Origin of the sequence: Serratia aquatilis (assembly GCF_044865145.1) — a bacterium.
GTDB classification, from domain to species: domain Bacteria; phylum Pseudomonadota; class Gammaproteobacteria; order Enterobacterales; family Enterobacteriaceae; genus Chania; species Chania aquatilis.
In genome coordinates, this window is the sequence record NZ_CP173186.1 from 1796833 (window position 1) to 1813033 (window position 16201).

The window sequence follows — 16201 nt, forward strand, 5'->3', positions numbered from 1 at the left end:
TTTATCGCGACTGAATATAAATGATAATCATTACCATAATCTATTATCATTAATGAAACGAGAGGAAGTACCTATGTACCTAGCCGTTAAGGGTGCCGAGCAGAAGAACCCGCAACACCGTGAGAGCCTGGCACAAGCCGCTATGCTAACTCCGACTTCAGGTTTCTTTTTTACTTCTCCTTTTCGTAGCCTGAGTACCCAGGGGTGTTTTGCCAAGATCGCTCAACCTGCCGTTGACGGTGAGGATCTGCAAGGCCAATTCCAGCAGACAATCCAACAGGCCTTTGCGCAAGCCCGTGCGGCGGGAATCAAGAGCCCTATACTGTGCGGCGCACTCCCTTTCGATACTCGTCAACCTTCCGCACTGTTCATTCCTGAGAAGACACAATGGTTTAAGCGAGAAGCATTTATGGCGGGCATGGAACCGGATGCGGGTGTGCTTCCCGAAATCGTCCATCAGGTAGAACTGCCGGAGCAGCAGCAGTTTATACAGATGGTGACAGAGGCAGTGCAGGCCACTGCCGGCGAACAACTGGATAAAGTAGTGCTTTCCCGTTTGCTGGAAATTGAAACCCGTGAACCGATAGATTGCCAGGCGTTAATGGCGTGCATCATTGCCCAGAACCCGAATAGCTTCCATTTCCATGTTCCACTGGAACAGGGGTCGTTGGTGGGAGCCAGCCCGGAGTTGCTGCTACGCAAATCTGGCAACCAGTTCCATTCCAATCCGCTAGCGGGATCGGCACCACGAGAAAATGATCCCCTACGCGACCGCCAGGCCAGCCAACGGCTGTTGGCCTCAAACAAAGATCGCTACGAACATCAGATTGTGACTGAGGGCATGCATCAGGTATTGGCTAAGCGTTGCAGCCATTTGCACATTCCAGCCAGCCCGGAACTGCTGAGTACCACTACGCTATGGCACCTTTCTACGCCGATAGATGGCGAGGTGGCGGACCCGGCAGAAAATGCACTATCGCTGGCCTGCCTACTGCACCCAACACCGGCATTGTGCGGTACACCGACGCTGACAGCACGCGATCTGATCAAACAGCTGGAACCTTTTGACCGTGGTCTGTTTGGCGGCATTGTCGGGTGGTGTGACAGCGAAGGTAATGGTGAATGGGTTGTCACTATCCGTTGCGGCACCGTTAATGCTAATCAGGTTCGTCTGTTTGCTGGTGCGGGTATCGTCAAGGACTCTTCTCCACAGTCTGAATGGCTGGAAACCGGCACTAAGCTCAGCACCATTCTGCGTGCTTTTGGTCTTAATCAAGGATAATGAATCCCCTATGAGTATTGCTTTCACCCCTTGGCCTGAGGAGTTCGCTCGCCTTTATCGCCAACGTGGCTATTGGATCGACCGGCCTTTGACCGACATTTTGTCCCGCCAGGCAGACAACGACGCCACCGCACTGATTGATTCACAACGTAGTCTGAGCTATCGCCAACTGGAGCAGCTTGCCAATCGCTTGGCGGCTGCCTTGGTGCGCCGTGGGTTACAACCCGGTGATACGGCATTGGTACAGTTAGGCAACGTCGTTGAATTCTACGTGGTGTTTTTTGCCCTGTTGAAAATCGGTGTTGCTCCGGTTAATGCCTTGTTCAGCCATCAGCGTAGTGAACTTAACGCCTATGCCAGTCAAATAAAGCCTGCGCTACTGATTGCCGATCGTGAGCATGCGCTCTTTACCCAGGAACATTTCCTGAATACGTTCAGAGAACAGCATCCTTCTTTACGTGTGGTTGGGCTACGTAATCAAGCCGACGGTGAACAGGCACTGTCATTGTGGCTGGAGGAGGAGAGTGGAACCTTTGAACCCACGCCTTCCGCTGCCGACAGGGTGGCATTTTTCCAGCTTTCCGGTGGCAGCACGGGGATCCCGAAGCTGATCCCGCGTACCCATAATGACTATTACTACAGCATTCGTCGTAGCGTAGAGATTTGCCGCTTCGACAGCACTACCCGTTATCTGTGTGCCTTACCGGCTGCCCACAATTATCCAATGAGTTCGCCGGGTGTGCTGGGGGTGTTGTATGCGGCTGGTTTGGCGGTTTTCGCCAGCGATCCTGCGGCGGCCCGCTGCTTTGAGCTGATTGAACAGCATCAGATCACGGTTACCGCACTGGTGCCACCCGCTGCGGCGCTTTGGTTACAGGCGCTTGATGAATGGAATTGCAATCACCAATTAGCCAGCCTGACTTTATTGCAGGTTGGTGGCGCCAAATTGGGGGAAACCCTGGCCGCTCGGATCCGCAATGAGATTGGTTGCCAACTGCAGCAGGTGTTTGGCATGGCGGAAGGGTTGGTTAACTACACTCTGCTCGATGATGACGATCAGCACATTCTCAGTACCCAGGGTACCCCGATGTGTCCGGATGACGAACTCTGGGTTGCGGATGAGCAGGGCAATCCTCTGCCCGTTGGCGAAACGGGCCGGTTGATGACGCGTGGGCCTTATACCTTTCGCGGCTACTATCAAAGCCCGGCTCATAACGCCGAAGCCTTTGACGAGAACGGTTTCTACTGTTCGGGCGATCTGATCAGCCTGACGGAGGATGGGTATGTTCGCGTTCAAGGGCGACAAAAAGACCAGATCAATCGCGGCGGGGAAAAAATTGCCGCCGAAGAGGTGGAGAACCTGCTACTGCGCCATCCAGAAGTGATCAATGCGGCCCTGGTTTCGATGCCGGACCCTTTGATGGGGGAGAAGAGCTGCGCCTTTGTGGTGGCGCACAGCGTGGTTAAACCGGTGGTTTTTCGCCGTCATTTACGTGAACAGGGCATTGCCGAATTTAAATTGCCTGATCGTTTTATTCAGGTTGAATCACTGCCGTTAACCCCGGTCGGAAAGGTTGATAAAAAACGGCTGCGTGAAGGTTTAGCACAACTGTTAGCTCAGGGAGAATAAGTTACCAATGACCATTCCTAAACTTAATGATTATGCCTTGCCTACGCAGGGGGAACTGCCCGCCAACAAAGTGAATTGGGCCTTTGAACCTCAACGTGCGGCGCTGCTGATCCACGATATGCAGCAGTATTTCCTTAATTTCTGGGGAGCGGATAGCCCGTTGATTAAGCAGGTAGTCGATAATATTGCTGCTCTACGCCGTTACTGTAAACAGCAGGGGATCCCGGTGTTTTATACCGCCCAGCCCAGCCAACAGAGTGATGAGGATCGCGCCTTGCTGAACGATATGTGGGGGCCTGGGCTGAATAAACACCCGGAACAACAGGCGGTCGTCAGCGCATTGACGCCGGATGCAGAGGACACGGTGTTAGTAAAATGGCGTTACAGCGCCTTCCACCGTTCACCTTTGCAGGAAATTCTGCAGGAAAGCGGTCGTGACCAACTGATCATCTGTGGCGTATACGCACATATTGGTTGTATGACCACCGCCATCGACGCATTCATGCGTAATATCAAACCCTTTATGGTGGCCGATGCCTTGGCGGACTTCTCCCAGGATGAGCACCTTATGGCGTTACGCTATACCGCAGGGCGCTGTGGCCGCGTGCTGATGACTGCCGATCTGCTACCGGGTATTGCCAGTATCGAGGCTCTACGCCAGCAGATTATCCCGTTGCTTGATGAAGACAGCGCGGACATCGGCAATGACGAGAACCTGATTGACTATGGGCTGGATTCGGTACGAATGATGGAACTGGCGACCCGCTGGCGCAAAGTGCGTGAAGATATCGACTTTATTGCACTGGCAAGATCGCCCACTATCGATAGCTGGTGGAAACTGCTTTCCGAGGGGAAATCCTGATGACGCCTGGGCATGATTTTAGCGGTAAGCGCGTTTGGGTGACCGGTGCCGGGGCGGGGATCGGTTATCAAACCGCCTTGGCGTTTGTGCACAGCGGCGCTGAAGTGGTCGGTTTCGACCTTCGCTTTGGCGAACTTGACTACCCATTTCATACCGAAGTGCTGGATATTGCTGATAGTACGCAAGTAGATAATGTCTGCCAGCGATTGTTGGCAGAGCAACAGCAATTAGATGTGCTGGTTAATGGGGCGGGTATCCTACGAATGGGACTGACCGATGAAACCAGCAGTGCTGACTGGCTGGCCTGCATGGCGGTAAACGCGGGTGGCGCATTTAATCTGTTTCGCCATACGTTGCCGATCTTCCGCAGTCAACGACGCGGTGCCATCGTGAGTGTGGCATCCAATGCGGCCCATGTTCCGCGTGTTGGCATGGCGGCATACTGTGCTTCCAAAGCTGCTTTGCGCAGTCTGTGCCAGACGGTCGGGCTGGAGATGGCTCCATTTGGCGTGCGCTGCAATCTAGTTTCCCCAGGTTCAACCAATACGCCGATGCAGCGCGGCATGTGGCGGGATGAAAGCGGTGAACGCAATACGATCAATGGGTTCCCAGAACAGTTCAAGCTGGGCATTCCGTTGGGCAAAATTGCTCAACCGCAGGAAATTGCCGATGCGATCCTGTTTCTGGCGTCAGATCGTGCCAGCCATATTACCATGCAGGATATTGTGATTGACGGCGGGGCGACGCTGGGAGCTTGATGGTTTTGATATCACATATAGGGCTTGTGGGTTCTGCAGACGGCTGATAAGCCATCGGTGTGTTAGGCCATCTATCTCGTGTCAAAATTTTGCAAGAGAGCTTTTGTGAGCACTGTGGAATTCGTGCAGGATTGACTCGGCCTTTGGCCTCGCCCTGCGGGCAACGCTGCGCGTTGTCGTCTCGCTGCGCTCGGCTCGAACCTGAACGCAGGTTCTCATCCGACACGACTCTTTGCGTATGGAACATTCGGGATTAAAGGCTGCTGCAGGGGAATATAAACGAAAAAAACGCCTAAAGGCGCTTTTTTCTGTATTGGTGGGTCGTGCAGGATTGACTCGGCCTTTGGCCTCGCCCTGCGGGCAACGCTGCGCGTTGTCGTCTCGCTGCGCTCGGCTCGAACCTGAACGCAGGTTCTCATCCAACACGACTCTTTGCGTATGGAACATTCGGGATTAAAGGCTGCTGCAGGGGACTATAAACGAAAAAAACGCCTAAAGGCGCTTTTTTCTGTATTGGTGGGTCGTGCAGGATTCGAACCTGCGACCAATTGATTAAAAGTCAACTGCTCTACCGACTGAGCTAACGACCCGCAGAAGTGGTGGGTGATGACGGGCTCGAACCGCCGACCCCCTCCGTGTAAAGGAGATGCTCTACCAACTGAGCTAATCACCCACTTCAGGACTTCCAGGTTACTGCTAAACAAGATAATGAGTGGTGGGTGATGACGGGCTCGAACCGCCGACCCCCTCCGTGTAAAGGAGATGCTCTACCAACTGAGCTAATCACCCTCATTCTCTCATTTTTAATGCTTAACAAGATGGTGGGCGATGACGGGCTCGAACCGCCGACCCCCTCCGTGTAAAGGAGATGCTCTACCAACTGAGCTAATCGCCCCGTCTTGTTGGAGTCGCATTATAGGGATAGTTGAAAGTGAGTCAACGGTTTTTAAAACGTTTTTATCTGTTCGCCTTAAATTTAGGCAGGGTGTGATATTAATCGACAGCCGTGCTGATTTTTTACACCTTCTCATGCGAAACAGGCCGCAAAGCCAGCGTAATGCTATCCGGCAATAGTGTGTCGGCGTTGAGGAATTGGTATTGAGTGGTAGAATGTCGGCCACTTTTCAAATTCAGAGCAATCGTCGGCATTCTGCCGATGCCCATTGCGTAATAAGGCAGTGAACCCAATGAAAATTAAAACCCGTTTTGCACCCAGCCCCACCGGCTATCTTCATGTCGGCGGTGCCCGCACTGCGCTTTATTCCTGGTTATTCAGCCGTCATGCGGGCGGAGAGTTTGTATTGCGTATCGAAGATACCGACCTCGAACGTTCAACCCAGGATGCGATCGACGCAATTATGGATGGCATGAGCTGGTTGAATCTGGGTTGGGATGAAGGCCCGTATTTCCAGACTAAGCGTTTCGACCGTTACAATGCGGTAATTGATGAAATGCTGGAAAAAGGCACTGCCTATAGATGTTACTGTTCTAAAGAACGTCTTGAAGCCTTGCGTGAACAGCAAATGGAAAATGGCGAAAAGCCGCGCTACGACGGCCACTGCCGCGATAGCCAGTGCAGCCATACCGAGGGTGAGCCACATGTGGTTCGCTTCCGTAACCCGCTGGAAGGCTCGGTAATTTTTGATGATAACATCCGTGGCCCGATTGAATTCAGCAATCAGGAATTGGATGATCTGATCATCCGCCGTACCGACGGTGCGCCAACCTACAACTTCTGTGTGGTGATCGACGACTGGGATATGGAAATCACCCACGTGATTCGTGGTGAAGACCATATCAATAACACGCCGCGCCAGATCAATATCCTGAAAGCACTGGGTGCGCCGGTACCGGAATATGCCCACGTTTCGATGATCCTGGGTGATGACGGCAAGAAATTATCCAAACGCCACGGTGCGGTAGGGGTAATGCAGTATCGTGACGATGGCTATCTGCCGCAGGCGCTGTTGAACTATCTGGTTCGTCTGGGGTGGTCTCATGGCGATCAGGAAATCTTCACCATTGATGAAATGAAAGAGTTGTTCACGCTGGATGCAATTAGCAAGTCGGCCAGCGCATTCAATACCGAGAAACTGCAGTGGCTGAATCATCATTACATCAACCATATGCCAGCAGAAGAAGTCGCAGTGTATCTCGCCTGGCATATTGAGCAGCAGGGGATTGAAACCCGTAACGGCCCAGAGCTGAAAGATATTGTCAAACTACTGGGTGAGCGTTGCAAAACGCTGAAAGAAATGGCGCAGTCTTGCCACTACTTCTATCAGGACTTTAGCGAGTTTGATGCTGATGCGGCGAAAAAACACCTGCGTCCGGTAGCACGTGAGCCGCTGGAAGCCGTACGCGCCAAACTGGCGGCCATCACCGCCTGGACTCCTGAAAATGTGCACAACGCCATCCAGGGGACTGCGGATGAACTGGGTGTCGGTATGGGCAAAGTGGGGATGCCGCTGCGTGTTGCCGTTACCGGTGCAGGTCAGTCACCCGGTATGGACGTTACCGTACATGCCATAGGCCAGACCCGTTCTTTGCAGCGTATCGATCAAGCGTTGGCCTATATTGCAGAGCGTGAAGCCCAGGCTTGATCCCACGCCCCAGCTTGATTATGCAAACAGATAAAGCCCCGCCAGAAATTCGCGGGGCTTTGTTTATTGACTTACTTTTGCCCAAGAAGATGTTTTTTTAACTTTAAACGTGCTGATTTGGCGGCTTTTTCAGCGCTTGATCGAGGAATTCAATTTAGCCGTTGACAGGGTTTCAGGGGTTTCATATTATGCGCCCCGTTCACAGGTTTTTGTGATTGTGGATTGGGGCTATAGCTCAGCTGGGAGAGCGCTTGCATGGCATGCAAGAGGTCGACGGTTCGATCCCGTCTAGCTCCACCAACCTTATGTCCGATTAAGGGTTGGTTAATACCGTAGCGCCGGTCAATGCGTACCACTTTTGTGGGGCTATAGCTCAGCTGGGAGAGCGCTTGCATGGCATGCAAGAGGTCGACGGTTCGATCCCGTCTAGCTCCACCACCATTTAAAAAGCCGATCTTGAATTCAAGGTCGGCTTTTTGCGCATCTTAAAACGCCAACGGCAGGTAATAAAAAAGCACCCTGTCAGCTTGGCGCTCACAGGGTGCATGATCTTATCAATACCGCGCAGTGCGGCCTTTCAGGCTATCAGGCCATTACCAGACCGGCAACGGCAGCGGACAACAGGCTAACCAGCGTAGAGCCATAAACCAACTTAAGGCCGAAGCGTGATACCACGTTGCCCTGATGCTCGCTTAGCCCTTTAATCGCCCCGGCGACCACACCGATAGAAGAGAAGTTGGCAAAAGACACCAGGAAGATTGAAAGAATACCGACACTACGTGGGGACAGTTCAGTTGAGACTTTCTGCAGTTCCATCATTGCCACGAACTCGTTGGAAACCAGTTTAGTAGCCATAATGCTGCCAACCTGCAAGGCCTCGTGCTTGGGAATACCCAACATCCAGGCAAACGGGTAGAAGAAGTAACCAAGGATATCCTGGAAACTCATGCCCAGGATAGCGCTGAACAAGCCATTAAGCGCGGCAATCAGGGCGATAAAACCAATCATCATCGCTGCAACGATGATCGCCACCTTGAAGCCCGCAAGGATATATTCCCCCAACATTTCAAAAAAACTTTGGCCTTCATGCAAATTGCCAAGGTGCAGCTCTTCTTCTTTACTGGTGTCGTAAGGGTTGATCAGCGTAAGCATGATAAAGGTACTGAACATATTAAGCACCAGTGCCGCTACCACAAACTTGGCATCCAACATGGTCATGTACGCGCCAACAATCGACATGGAAACGGTCGACATTGCGGTCGCTGCCATGGTGTACATGCGTTTTTCAGACATCTTGCCCAGAATATCTTTATAGGCAATGAAGTTTTCAGACTGGCCGAGGATCAATGAACTTACGGCGTTGAAAGACTCCAATTTCCCCATGCCGTTCACTTTGGACAATACGGTCCCAATGATCCGGATGATAAACGGTAGTACTTTGATGTATTGCAGAATACCGATCAGTGCGGAGATGAAAACGATAGGGCACAGTACCTTCAGGAAGAAGAAAGCCATACCTTTGTCAGACATCCCGCCAAATACAAACTCAGTCCCTTGCCCTGCAAACCCGAGCAGCTTGTCAAACAGAGCTGCGAATCCTTTTACAAAACCTAGACCTGATTCCGAATGCAGGAAGAAGTAGGCCAGTATTATTTCAATAACCAATAGCTGGATAACATAGCGAATGCGGATACTTTTACGGTCACGGCACACCAACAGTGCCAGGATCGTCACCACCACTAACGCTAACGCAAAGTGCGCAATATGGGACATGTTCGCTCCAAATTTGAGGCAGGCTGAATTTCGCTTGTCATTTTATGTAACGACGAGTTTAAAAACGAGATGTCCATTGCAAATATAAAAAAAGGTGGTGGGAAAATGCCTAAACTATGACATCAAAACACAAGAGAACAAGTTGTTAATAAAGTTGTATTTATGTGTCATTGATGTGCCAATTTATTAAATAAACGCTCTTCACCCTGAATAACCCGACTGATAATAGAAAACATAATCAACATTCATGCGTTTTGTTCGATCAAAACCTTCGCTTCCGGCTATCACAACGATAAGCAGTATCACTTTAAATGCACTTGATAATCATTATCACTAAAGTAAGAATAAAGGTAAGCTCAAAATTTATAAGGGGTTCGCAGGATGCTGAACAGCCGTGTGGCCAGTAGTACAACTTCCAGTCGCTCATCCAGTAAAATCAAACTTTCTCTGATGGGCCCAGCCTTTATTGCCGCTATCGGTTATATCGATCCCGGTAACTTCGCTACCAATATTCAATCTGGCGCTTCCTTTGGCTATACCTTGCTGTGGGTGGTGGTGTGGGCCAACGTTATGGCGATGTTTATTCAACTGCTTTCTGCCAAGCTTGGGATTGCTACCGGTAAAAACCTGGCTGAGCATATTCGCGATCGGTTCCCTCGTCCTGCGGTATGGGCCTACTGGGTTCAGGCCGAGATTATTGCCATGGCGACCGATCTGGCGGAATTTATCGGTGCCGCCATCGGTTTCAAACTGTTGCTGGGCGTAACGCTGTTGGAAGGAGCGATCCTCACGGGCATTGCCACCTTCCTGATCCTGATGTTGCAAAAGCGTGGACAAAAGCCATTGGAGCTGGTGATCGGTGGCCTGCTGGTGTTTGTGGCGGCAGCCTACATTGTCGAGATGGTCTTTTCCCAACCGCAATTGAGCGGGTTGGTGAGAGGGATGGCGATACCGGATTTGCCAAATGGTGATGCGGTGTTTTTGGCTGCCGGGGTGCTGGGGGCAACCATTATGCCCCATGTGATTTACCTGCACTCTTCGTTAACCCAGACTGCAAACAAAAACTCCCAGGCTGAACGTTATGCATCGACAAAACTGGATGTGGCGATTGCCATGACCATTGCCGGTTTCGTTAACCTAGCGATGATGGCAACGGCAGCTGCCGCTTTTCATTTCAATGGTCACACTGGCGTTGCCGATCTCGATCAGGCCTATCTAACGTTGCAACCTCTGCTGGGGAATGCGGCGGCAACAATATTTGGTTTGAGCCTGGTGGCAGCAGGGCTTTCTTCTACCGTGGTAGGAACCTTGGCGGGGCAGGTGGTGATGCAGGGGTTTGTACGCTTCTATATACCAATCTGGGTACGTAGAGTGGTTACCATGATGCCATCGTTTATCGTGATTATGCTGGGGATGGATGCGACACGTATTCTGGTGCTGAGCCAGGTATTATTGAGCTTTGGTATCGCACTGGCCTTGGTGCCGCTGTTGGCGTTTACTGGCAACCGTGAACTGATGGGGAATATGGTCAATAGCCGTGCCATTCAGGGCATCGGTAAACTGATCGTGTTGGTGGTTGTCGGTCTAAACGGCTATCTGTTGATAAGTAGCCTGTTCTAGGCTGTGTCCCTTAACTGCACGAAAATGGCCCCAGCCCGAAGGGTCGCGCCCCAAAAGCCCGTTCGAAGTAAAGTCGGGCTTGAACAGAGGATCACTCTGCCCTTTACCTTCCGCCTTGATAGCGGGCTTTTGGGTCTGCGACGGCACCACGGACAGATAAGGGACACAGCCTAATCCCCACCTTGACGAATAGTAGGCCAGCATTACGCTGGCCTCAGACTGCTGACAAACCCCGCTATTAGGGAGAGCGCGCCGATGGGGTCGTAACGGCGTAAGCCGTCGGAGCGCCCCTCGGTGCGCTAGGCCCGGGTATCTCGGATCCGAGGGCGACTTTGTCATCAACCTCAGGCCAGTATCGAACAACACAGCAAGCATGGCATGCTACAGCAGGGGTTTGTAAGCGGTTACAGTAGGATCTGCTCGATTTGTGCAATCTCTTCGGAGCTGAACGAACGGTTAGCCAGCATACCTACCGCATCTTCAAGCTGGCTATTTTTACTGGCACCAATCAGTACGGATGTCACCCGGTCATTACGTAGTACCCAAGCTAACGCCATTTGTGAAAGTTTCTGCCCACGTTGCTCTGCGAGCTCGTTTAAACGGCGCACCTTGTGCAGTTTCTGTTCGGTGAGCTGTTCGGGCGTCAGGAATCGGCTGCTGCTGGCAGCACGGGAATCTTGTGGAATACCATGCAGGTAGCGATCGGTCAGCATTCCCCCGGCAAGCGGTGAGAAGGCGATAGAGCCAACCCCATTCTGTTCCAGCGTATCCAGCAGTTCGTCCTCCACCCAGCGTTCAAACATGGAGTATTTTGGCTGGTGGATCACACACGGGGTTCCCAGTTGCTTCAGAATAGCAAATGCCTGCCTGGCTTGATCCGCATTGTAGTTTGACAGCCCCACGTACAGCGCTTTTCCTTGGCGCACCAGTAAATCCAGCGCACCCATGGTTTCTTCCAGAGGCGTATCCGTATCTGGCCGGTGGTGATAGAAGATATCAACGTACTCAAGCCCCATACGTTTCAGGCTTTGATGCAGGCTGGCGACCAGATATTTTTTCGAGCCCCAATCGCCATAAGGGCCAGGCCACATGGTATAGCCCGCCTTGGAGGAGATAATCAGCTCATCGCGATAAGGTTTTAGATCGTGCTGAAGAATACGGCCAAAGTTCTCCTCGGCGGATCCTGGCGGTGGTCCGTAGTTATTCGCCAGATCGAAATGAGTTATACCAAGATCGAAGGCGCGGAGTGTCAGGCTTCGGGCATTGTCATACAACGAGTTATCTCCGAAGTTGTGCCACATTCCAAGAGAAACCGCGGGGAGTTTCAGCCCGCTGCTGCCACAGCGGCGGAATTCCATATTCAGGTAGCGTGCAGAGTCAGCTTGATAGACCATAAAAATCCTTATCGGCGCAAGAAAACGGCTTTGGGTTGCCCTCTTAATTTACTGCCAGTGACTTGCAGATGCTGTTAAGGGACACAGTCTAGTGTATGCGCTTCCATCAGGTCTGTCAGAGTGTGAGATCACGCAAGTTGCACGCCATTTCAACACACCACTTATGGGGAGTATCTTGCCTGCTGATATTCGGCAGATGTAAAGCTGACTTTCCAGTGCTATTTTAGCGGTAAAGTTCGAAATCTGTGCAACACCTCCAATACTTAGGTTGTATCCCTACCTTCTTGCAGGTGATGATCATGAGCAAAAACTACACAGTGGCAGATTACCTCCTTGATCGCTTGGCCCAAATCGGTATTCGACATTTCTTCGGCGTGCCGGGTGACTATAATCTGCAGTTTCTTGACCATGTCATCGACCACCAACAAATAACCTGGGTAGGATGCGCAAATGAGCTGAATGCGGCCTATGCGGCTGATGGCTATGCGCGCTGTAAACCGGCAGCGGCATTGTTGACCACCTTCGGCGTGGGTGAATTGAGTGCAATAAACGGCATTGCGGGCAGTTACGCCGAATATTTACCGGTGATACACATTGTTGGTGCTCCTGCCTTACGTGCTCAACGCGCCGGGGATTTACTGCACCACTCTCTGGGGGATGGGGATTTCGGTCACTTTGCCCGTATGGCGAAAGAGGTGACCGTCGCACAGGCCAGCCTGACCGCCAGCAATGCCGAAGCGGAAATCGATCGCGTGTTAACCACCGCACTGTTTGAACGTCGCCCGGTTTATCTGCTGTTACCGAGTGACGTAGCGGAAGCTTCGTTGGCTTCACGGCCTGCACCACTGATACTGCGCCAGCCCAATCTTTCTGAATACTCCCTACAGGCATTTATTGTTGCTGCCCGTGAAAAGTTGCAGGCCGCAAAACGGGTTTCCCTATTGGCGGATTTTCTCGCGGAGCGCTTCGGTGCAGGATCCGCGCTGGAAAACTGGATGAATGAGGTAAATATTCCCCACTCGACATTATTGCTGGGTAAAGGTGTGCTGGATGAATCCCATGCCTGTTTCACTGGTACTTACGCTGCTGCGGCCAGCGATCCGCAGACAAAACAGCTTATTGAAGATGCCGATGTGATCATTAACGTCGGCGTGCGCTTTACCGACACGATCACTGCTGGTTTCAGCCATAATTTACCTAGCCAAAAATGTATTGATATTCAGCCCTTTGAGTGCCGAGTTGGGCAGCAGGTGTTCAGTCAAATCCCGATGTGTGATGCGGTGAAGGCGCTGCATCAGTTGACGCTGCCGTTGGCAAGGTTTTGGTCACTGCCCACGTTCAAGTGCCCATCGTTACCTGACTCGAGTGAGAGTTGCCTGGATCAACATGGCTTCTGGCAGCAGATACAAAGTTTCCTGCAACCGGGGGATATCTTGATTGCCGAGCAGGGAACCTCATGCTTTGGTGCGGCAGCGTTGACATTACCCCGTGGGTGCCAATTTATCGTGCAGTCGCTGTGGGGGTCGATCGGGTACACCTTACCCGCTGCTTTCGGGGCGCAAACCGCTGAGCCTTTGCGCCGAGTCGTGTTGTTGATAGGTGACGGAGCGGCTCAACTAACCGCACAGGAACTGGGAACCATGCTGCGCGACGGTCAAAAGCCAGTGATTTTCTTGCTGAATAATGATGGCTACACCGTCGAAAGGGCGATCCACGGGCCAGAGCAGCGTTACAACGATATTGCGCAATGGGATTGGACGCGGTTGCCGCAGGCAATGGCGATCGATCATCAGATGACCAGCCTACGGGTGAGTTCCCCTGAACAGTTGCGCCAGGCTCTGGCAGGCATTGGCGACCACCAACAGTTGGTCTTTATCGAAGTCGTGTTGCCAAAGATGGATATTCCAGAGCTGTTGGACACGGTCTCCAAAGCCATTCAATCGCGTAATGCGGCGGCTTGATCGGCGGCGTTTTCCTTTAGCCGCTCCAACAACCAAAACCCCGCTGGCCCTGGCGGGGTTAATTTTGACCAAACGGCATCCACCGAGATCAGTTTGGGCCAGCCACGGATCTTCAGCTCTGTCAGGCGACCACCACCATACTTTTTTACCAGCCAATGAGGCAACTCCGCCCAGCCAAACCCGTCTTCTGCCATTTCCAGCAGCATCAGATAGCCGGGTGCTGACCAGACTCTTCCCTGATGTCTGGCCGAACTGCTCAACGCGAAGGTGTTAAGGTAAAGTTGGCGGTTGCTGGCAAGATGGGATGGCGAAAGAACCGGAATATGCGCTAAAGGGTGATGATGGGCAACAAACAACCCCATTTCGGTTTGCTCTGGTAACCGTGCGACGGCGATATCGGGCGGATATTCAGGCTGTACTGCCAGCATCCCTAGGTGAGCACGGCCAGTCTGCAACAGGTCAAGCACATCACCGTCCTCTGCAACCATACATTCCAGCTCGATATCCTGATAACGCTGTTCAAAATGTTTCAGCAGGTTGTCGTGATGGTTGGGCTGATAGGTATCGGAAAATACGATGGTCAACCGGGGTTCGACATTATCAGCCAACCGGATACTGAGCGCCTCAAGGCGTTCGCTGGCGGCAAGAATTTCCTGAACCTGCCCAAGCACTTTGCGACCAACGTCCGTCAGCACCGGCTGGCGAGCCTGCCTATCGAACAGCGCCAACCCGAGATCGGCTTCCAGATTGCTGATTGCCGTACTGATGGTGGATTGGCTTTTCCGCAGTTTACGTGCGGCAGCAGAAAACGACCCCAGCGCAGCGGCTTCAACAAATGCCAGTAATGCTTCTGGTGAGTAGCGCATGATGTATCTACTTTATCGATGGAACCTATTTTTAATCTAAGCATAAAACCGATGATAATCACCAGGCTTTTACAACAACAGTTAAAAACAGGTGATGTATGAAGTTGCAAAACAAGTCTTTTATTGAACGTATCGTTCATGCCGTCGGGTTTGAGGTTATCGCGGTGGTAATTTGTGCCCCAGTGGGAGCCTTGCTGCTCAACCGCTCTTTGGTTCAGGTAGGGGCACTGGCGATCATGCTGTCGACCTTAGCGATGCTGTGGAACATTATTTACAATACGATATTTGATCGGCTTTGGCTGGTTAAGCGTGTGGCACGCGGGCTTAAGGTGCGTATTTTCCATGCTCTTGGCTTCGAGGGCGGGTTGGTTTTGTTCGGTTTGCCGCTGGCGGCTTTTATGCTCAACATTTCGTTGGGGCAGGCCTTTATCATGGAGATCGGTTTCTTCCTGTTCTTCCTGCCCTATACCCTGTTCTATAACTGGGCCTACGATACTTTACGCCAGCGCTGGTTTGAACCGCGTCCGGCGCTCGTCCCGCGAGTAAAATAACCCATCGTCAGCCGGATCGTTCTCAGGTAATGTCTGGTTGACGAGGTTAACAATAGCGGGGAGAAACAGGATGAAAGTGCTGGGATTACTAGGTGGGATGAGTTGGGAGTCAACCATACCTTACTATCGGATGATCAACGAGCAGGTAAAACATCGGCTGGGTGGTCTGCACTCGGCAAAAATCGTGCTCTACAGTGTTGATTTTCAGGAGATAGAGCGCTTGCAGCATCAGGGGGATTGGCAGGGAGCTGGCCGTCTGTTGGCAAGCGCTGCTGTCTCACTGCGTGCCGCTGGCGCTGAGGCAATCGTTATTTGTACCAATACCATGCACAAAGTAGCCGATGTGGTGGAGCAAGCCTGTGGTTTGCCTTTGGTTCATATCGCCGATGCCACTGCGTTGCAGGTGCGTCAGCAAGATCTGCGCCGTATCGGGCTGTTAGGGACACGTTTTACCATGGAACAGGATTTTTATCGTGGGCGCTTGCAGGATAAATTTGGCATCGAAGTGGTGACGCCGGTAGCAGCCGATCGTGAGATTGTGCATCGCGTCATTTACGAAGAGCTATGCCTGGGCAAGATCCGTGATGCTTCCCGTGATGAATACCGCAGAATTATCAGCGATCTGGAGCAGCAGGGCGCGCAGGGGATTATCTTCGGCTGCACTGAAATCGGCCTGTTGATCGGTGAGCAAGACGCTTCGGTGCCGGTTTTTGACACTACGGCAATTCACGCGCGAGCTGCCGCTGAGTTCGCGCTGGCCTAGGCTGGTGGTAGTAGCGCCTTACTTGCCAGCCTGAAACAGATAAACTGACTTCATCCCACGGTTTCTGCATTTCTATCTCACAGGCTACAACAGCAGAAATTAATCTGCGCAAGGCTTGTGAGCTGAAACGTTTTTTGT

General features: G+C 52.0%; 12 protein-coding genes, 6 tRNA genes and 2 other RNA genes. 11 read left to right on the forward strand and 9 right to left on the reverse strand.

The window, feature by feature from the left end:
* The first annotated feature begins 73 nt into the window (after positions 1–73).
* Genes SAQUA_RS08015 through dhbA form a run of 4 tightly spaced genes read left to right on the forward strand, consistent with a single transcriptional unit; the run spans position 74 to position 4532 of the window.
* The gene (locus tag SAQUA_RS08015) at positions 74–1282 is read left to right on the forward strand and encodes an isochorismate synthase (RefSeq protein ID WP_380672397.1); all 1209 of its coding nucleotides are present in this window, start codon (positions 74–76) and stop codon (positions 1280–1282) included.
* Between the two features lie 10 nt (positions 1283–1292).
* Positions 1293–2912: a (2,3-dihydroxybenzoyl)adenylate synthase gene (locus tag SAQUA_RS08020; RefSeq protein ID WP_380672399.1), complete on the forward strand. Its 1620-nt coding sequence runs from the start codon at positions 1293–1295 to the stop codon at positions 2910–2912.
* Between the two features lie 7 nt (positions 2913–2919).
* Entirely contained in the window at positions 2920–3774 is an 855-nt protein-coding gene (locus tag SAQUA_RS08025) for an isochorismatase family protein (RefSeq protein ID WP_380672401.1), read from the forward strand.
* Positions 3774–4532 (forward strand): 2,3-dihydro-2,3-dihydroxybenzoate dehydrogenase, encoded by a 759-nt coding sequence (gene dhbA / locus SAQUA_RS08030; RefSeq protein WP_380672403.1) that lies wholly within the window; start codon positions 3774–3776, stop codon positions 4530–4532. Before SAQUA_RS08025 ends, dhbA begins: the two co-directional genes overlap by 1 nt.
* A 114-nt stretch (positions 4533–4646) precedes the next feature.
* On the opposite strand, the gene SAQUA_RS08035 is transcribed toward dhbA, so the two are convergent.
* From SAQUA_RS08035 to SAQUA_RS08060, 6 genes are all read right to left on the reverse strand, one after another.
* A non-coding RNA gene (locus tag SAQUA_RS08035) (RtT sRNA) lies at positions 4647–4772 on the reverse strand.
* A gap of 74 nt (positions 4773–4846) precedes the next feature.
* Positions 4847–4972: non-coding RNA, RtT sRNA (locus SAQUA_RS08040), on the reverse strand.
* Between the two features lie 74 nt (positions 4973–5046).
* Positions 5047–5122, reverse strand: a tRNA-Lys gene (locus SAQUA_RS08045).
* 7 nt (positions 5123–5129) lie between these two features.
* A tRNA-Val gene (locus SAQUA_RS08050) sits at positions 5130–5205 on the reverse strand.
* Positions 5206–5245: 40 nt separating this feature from the next.
* Positions 5246–5321, reverse strand: a tRNA-Val gene (locus tag SAQUA_RS08055).
* Between the two features lie 30 nt (positions 5322–5351).
* Positions 5352–5427, reverse strand: a tRNA-Val gene (locus tag SAQUA_RS08060).
* Positions 5428–5719: 292 nt separating this feature from the next.
* Between SAQUA_RS08060 and gltX the strand changes: the two genes are divergently transcribed.
* The 3 genes from gltX to SAQUA_RS08075 all read left to right on the forward strand — a co-directional run bounded on the left by gltX (position 5720) and on the right by SAQUA_RS08075 (position 7573).
* Positions 5720–7135, forward strand: coding sequence for a glutamate--tRNA ligase (gene gltX, locus SAQUA_RS08065; RefSeq protein WP_380672405.1), 1416 nt, complete (start codon positions 5720–5722; stop codon positions 7133–7135).
* A 224-nt stretch (positions 7136–7359) separates the two neighbouring features.
* Positions 7360–7435 (forward strand) — tRNA-Ala (locus SAQUA_RS08070).
* Positions 7436–7497: 62 nt separating this feature from the next.
* Positions 7498–7573 (forward strand) — tRNA-Ala (locus SAQUA_RS08075).
* Positions 7574–7720: 147 nt separating this feature from the next.
* On the opposite strand, the gene SAQUA_RS08080 is transcribed toward SAQUA_RS08075, so the two are convergent.
* Positions 7721–8908 (reverse strand): NupC/NupG family nucleoside CNT transporter, encoded by a 1188-nt coding sequence (locus SAQUA_RS08080; RefSeq protein ID WP_380672407.1) that lies wholly within the window; start codon positions 8906–8908, stop codon positions 7721–7723.
* Positions 8909–9289: 381 nt separating this feature from the next.
* Between SAQUA_RS08080 and SAQUA_RS08085 the strand changes: the two genes are divergently transcribed.
* On the forward strand, positions 9290–10528 hold the full coding sequence (locus SAQUA_RS08085; RefSeq protein ID WP_380672409.1) for an Nramp family divalent metal transporter: 1239 nt from the start codon (positions 9290–9292) through the stop codon (positions 10526–10528).
* A gap of 404 nt (positions 10529–10932) precedes the next feature.
* Here SAQUA_RS08085 and mgrA read toward each other — a convergent pair whose 3' ends face one another.
* Entirely contained in the window at positions 10933–11922 is a 990-nt protein-coding gene (mgrA, locus tag SAQUA_RS08090; RefSeq protein WP_380672411.1) for an L-glyceraldehyde 3-phosphate reductase, read from the reverse strand.
* A 299-nt stretch (positions 11923–12221) separates the two neighbouring features.
* Between mgrA and SAQUA_RS08095 the strand changes: the two genes are divergently transcribed.
* The gene (locus SAQUA_RS08095; RefSeq protein WP_380672413.1) at positions 12222–13883 is read left to right on the forward strand and encodes an alpha-keto acid decarboxylase family protein; all 1662 of its coding nucleotides are present in this window, start codon (positions 12222–12224) and stop codon (positions 13881–13883) included.
* On the opposite strand, the gene SAQUA_RS08100 is transcribed toward SAQUA_RS08095, so the two are convergent.
* Positions 13859–14749, reverse strand: coding sequence for a LysR family transcriptional regulator (locus SAQUA_RS08100; protein WP_380672415.1), 891 nt, complete (start codon positions 14747–14749; stop codon positions 13859–13861). The genes SAQUA_RS08095 and SAQUA_RS08100 overlap by 25 nt on opposite strands.
* Before the next feature lie 98 nt (positions 14750–14847).
* Between SAQUA_RS08100 and SAQUA_RS08105 the strand changes: the two genes are divergently transcribed.
* On the forward strand, positions 14848–15300 hold the full coding sequence (locus SAQUA_RS08105; RefSeq protein ID WP_380672417.1) for a multidrug/biocide efflux PACE transporter: 453 nt from the start codon (positions 14848–14850) through the stop codon (positions 15298–15300).
* Between the two features lie 70 nt (positions 15301–15370).
* Positions 15371–16063, forward strand: coding sequence for an aspartate/glutamate racemase family protein (locus SAQUA_RS08110; protein WP_380672419.1), 693 nt, complete (start codon positions 15371–15373; stop codon positions 16061–16063).
* The last annotated feature ends 138 nt before the right edge of the window (positions 16064–16201 follow it).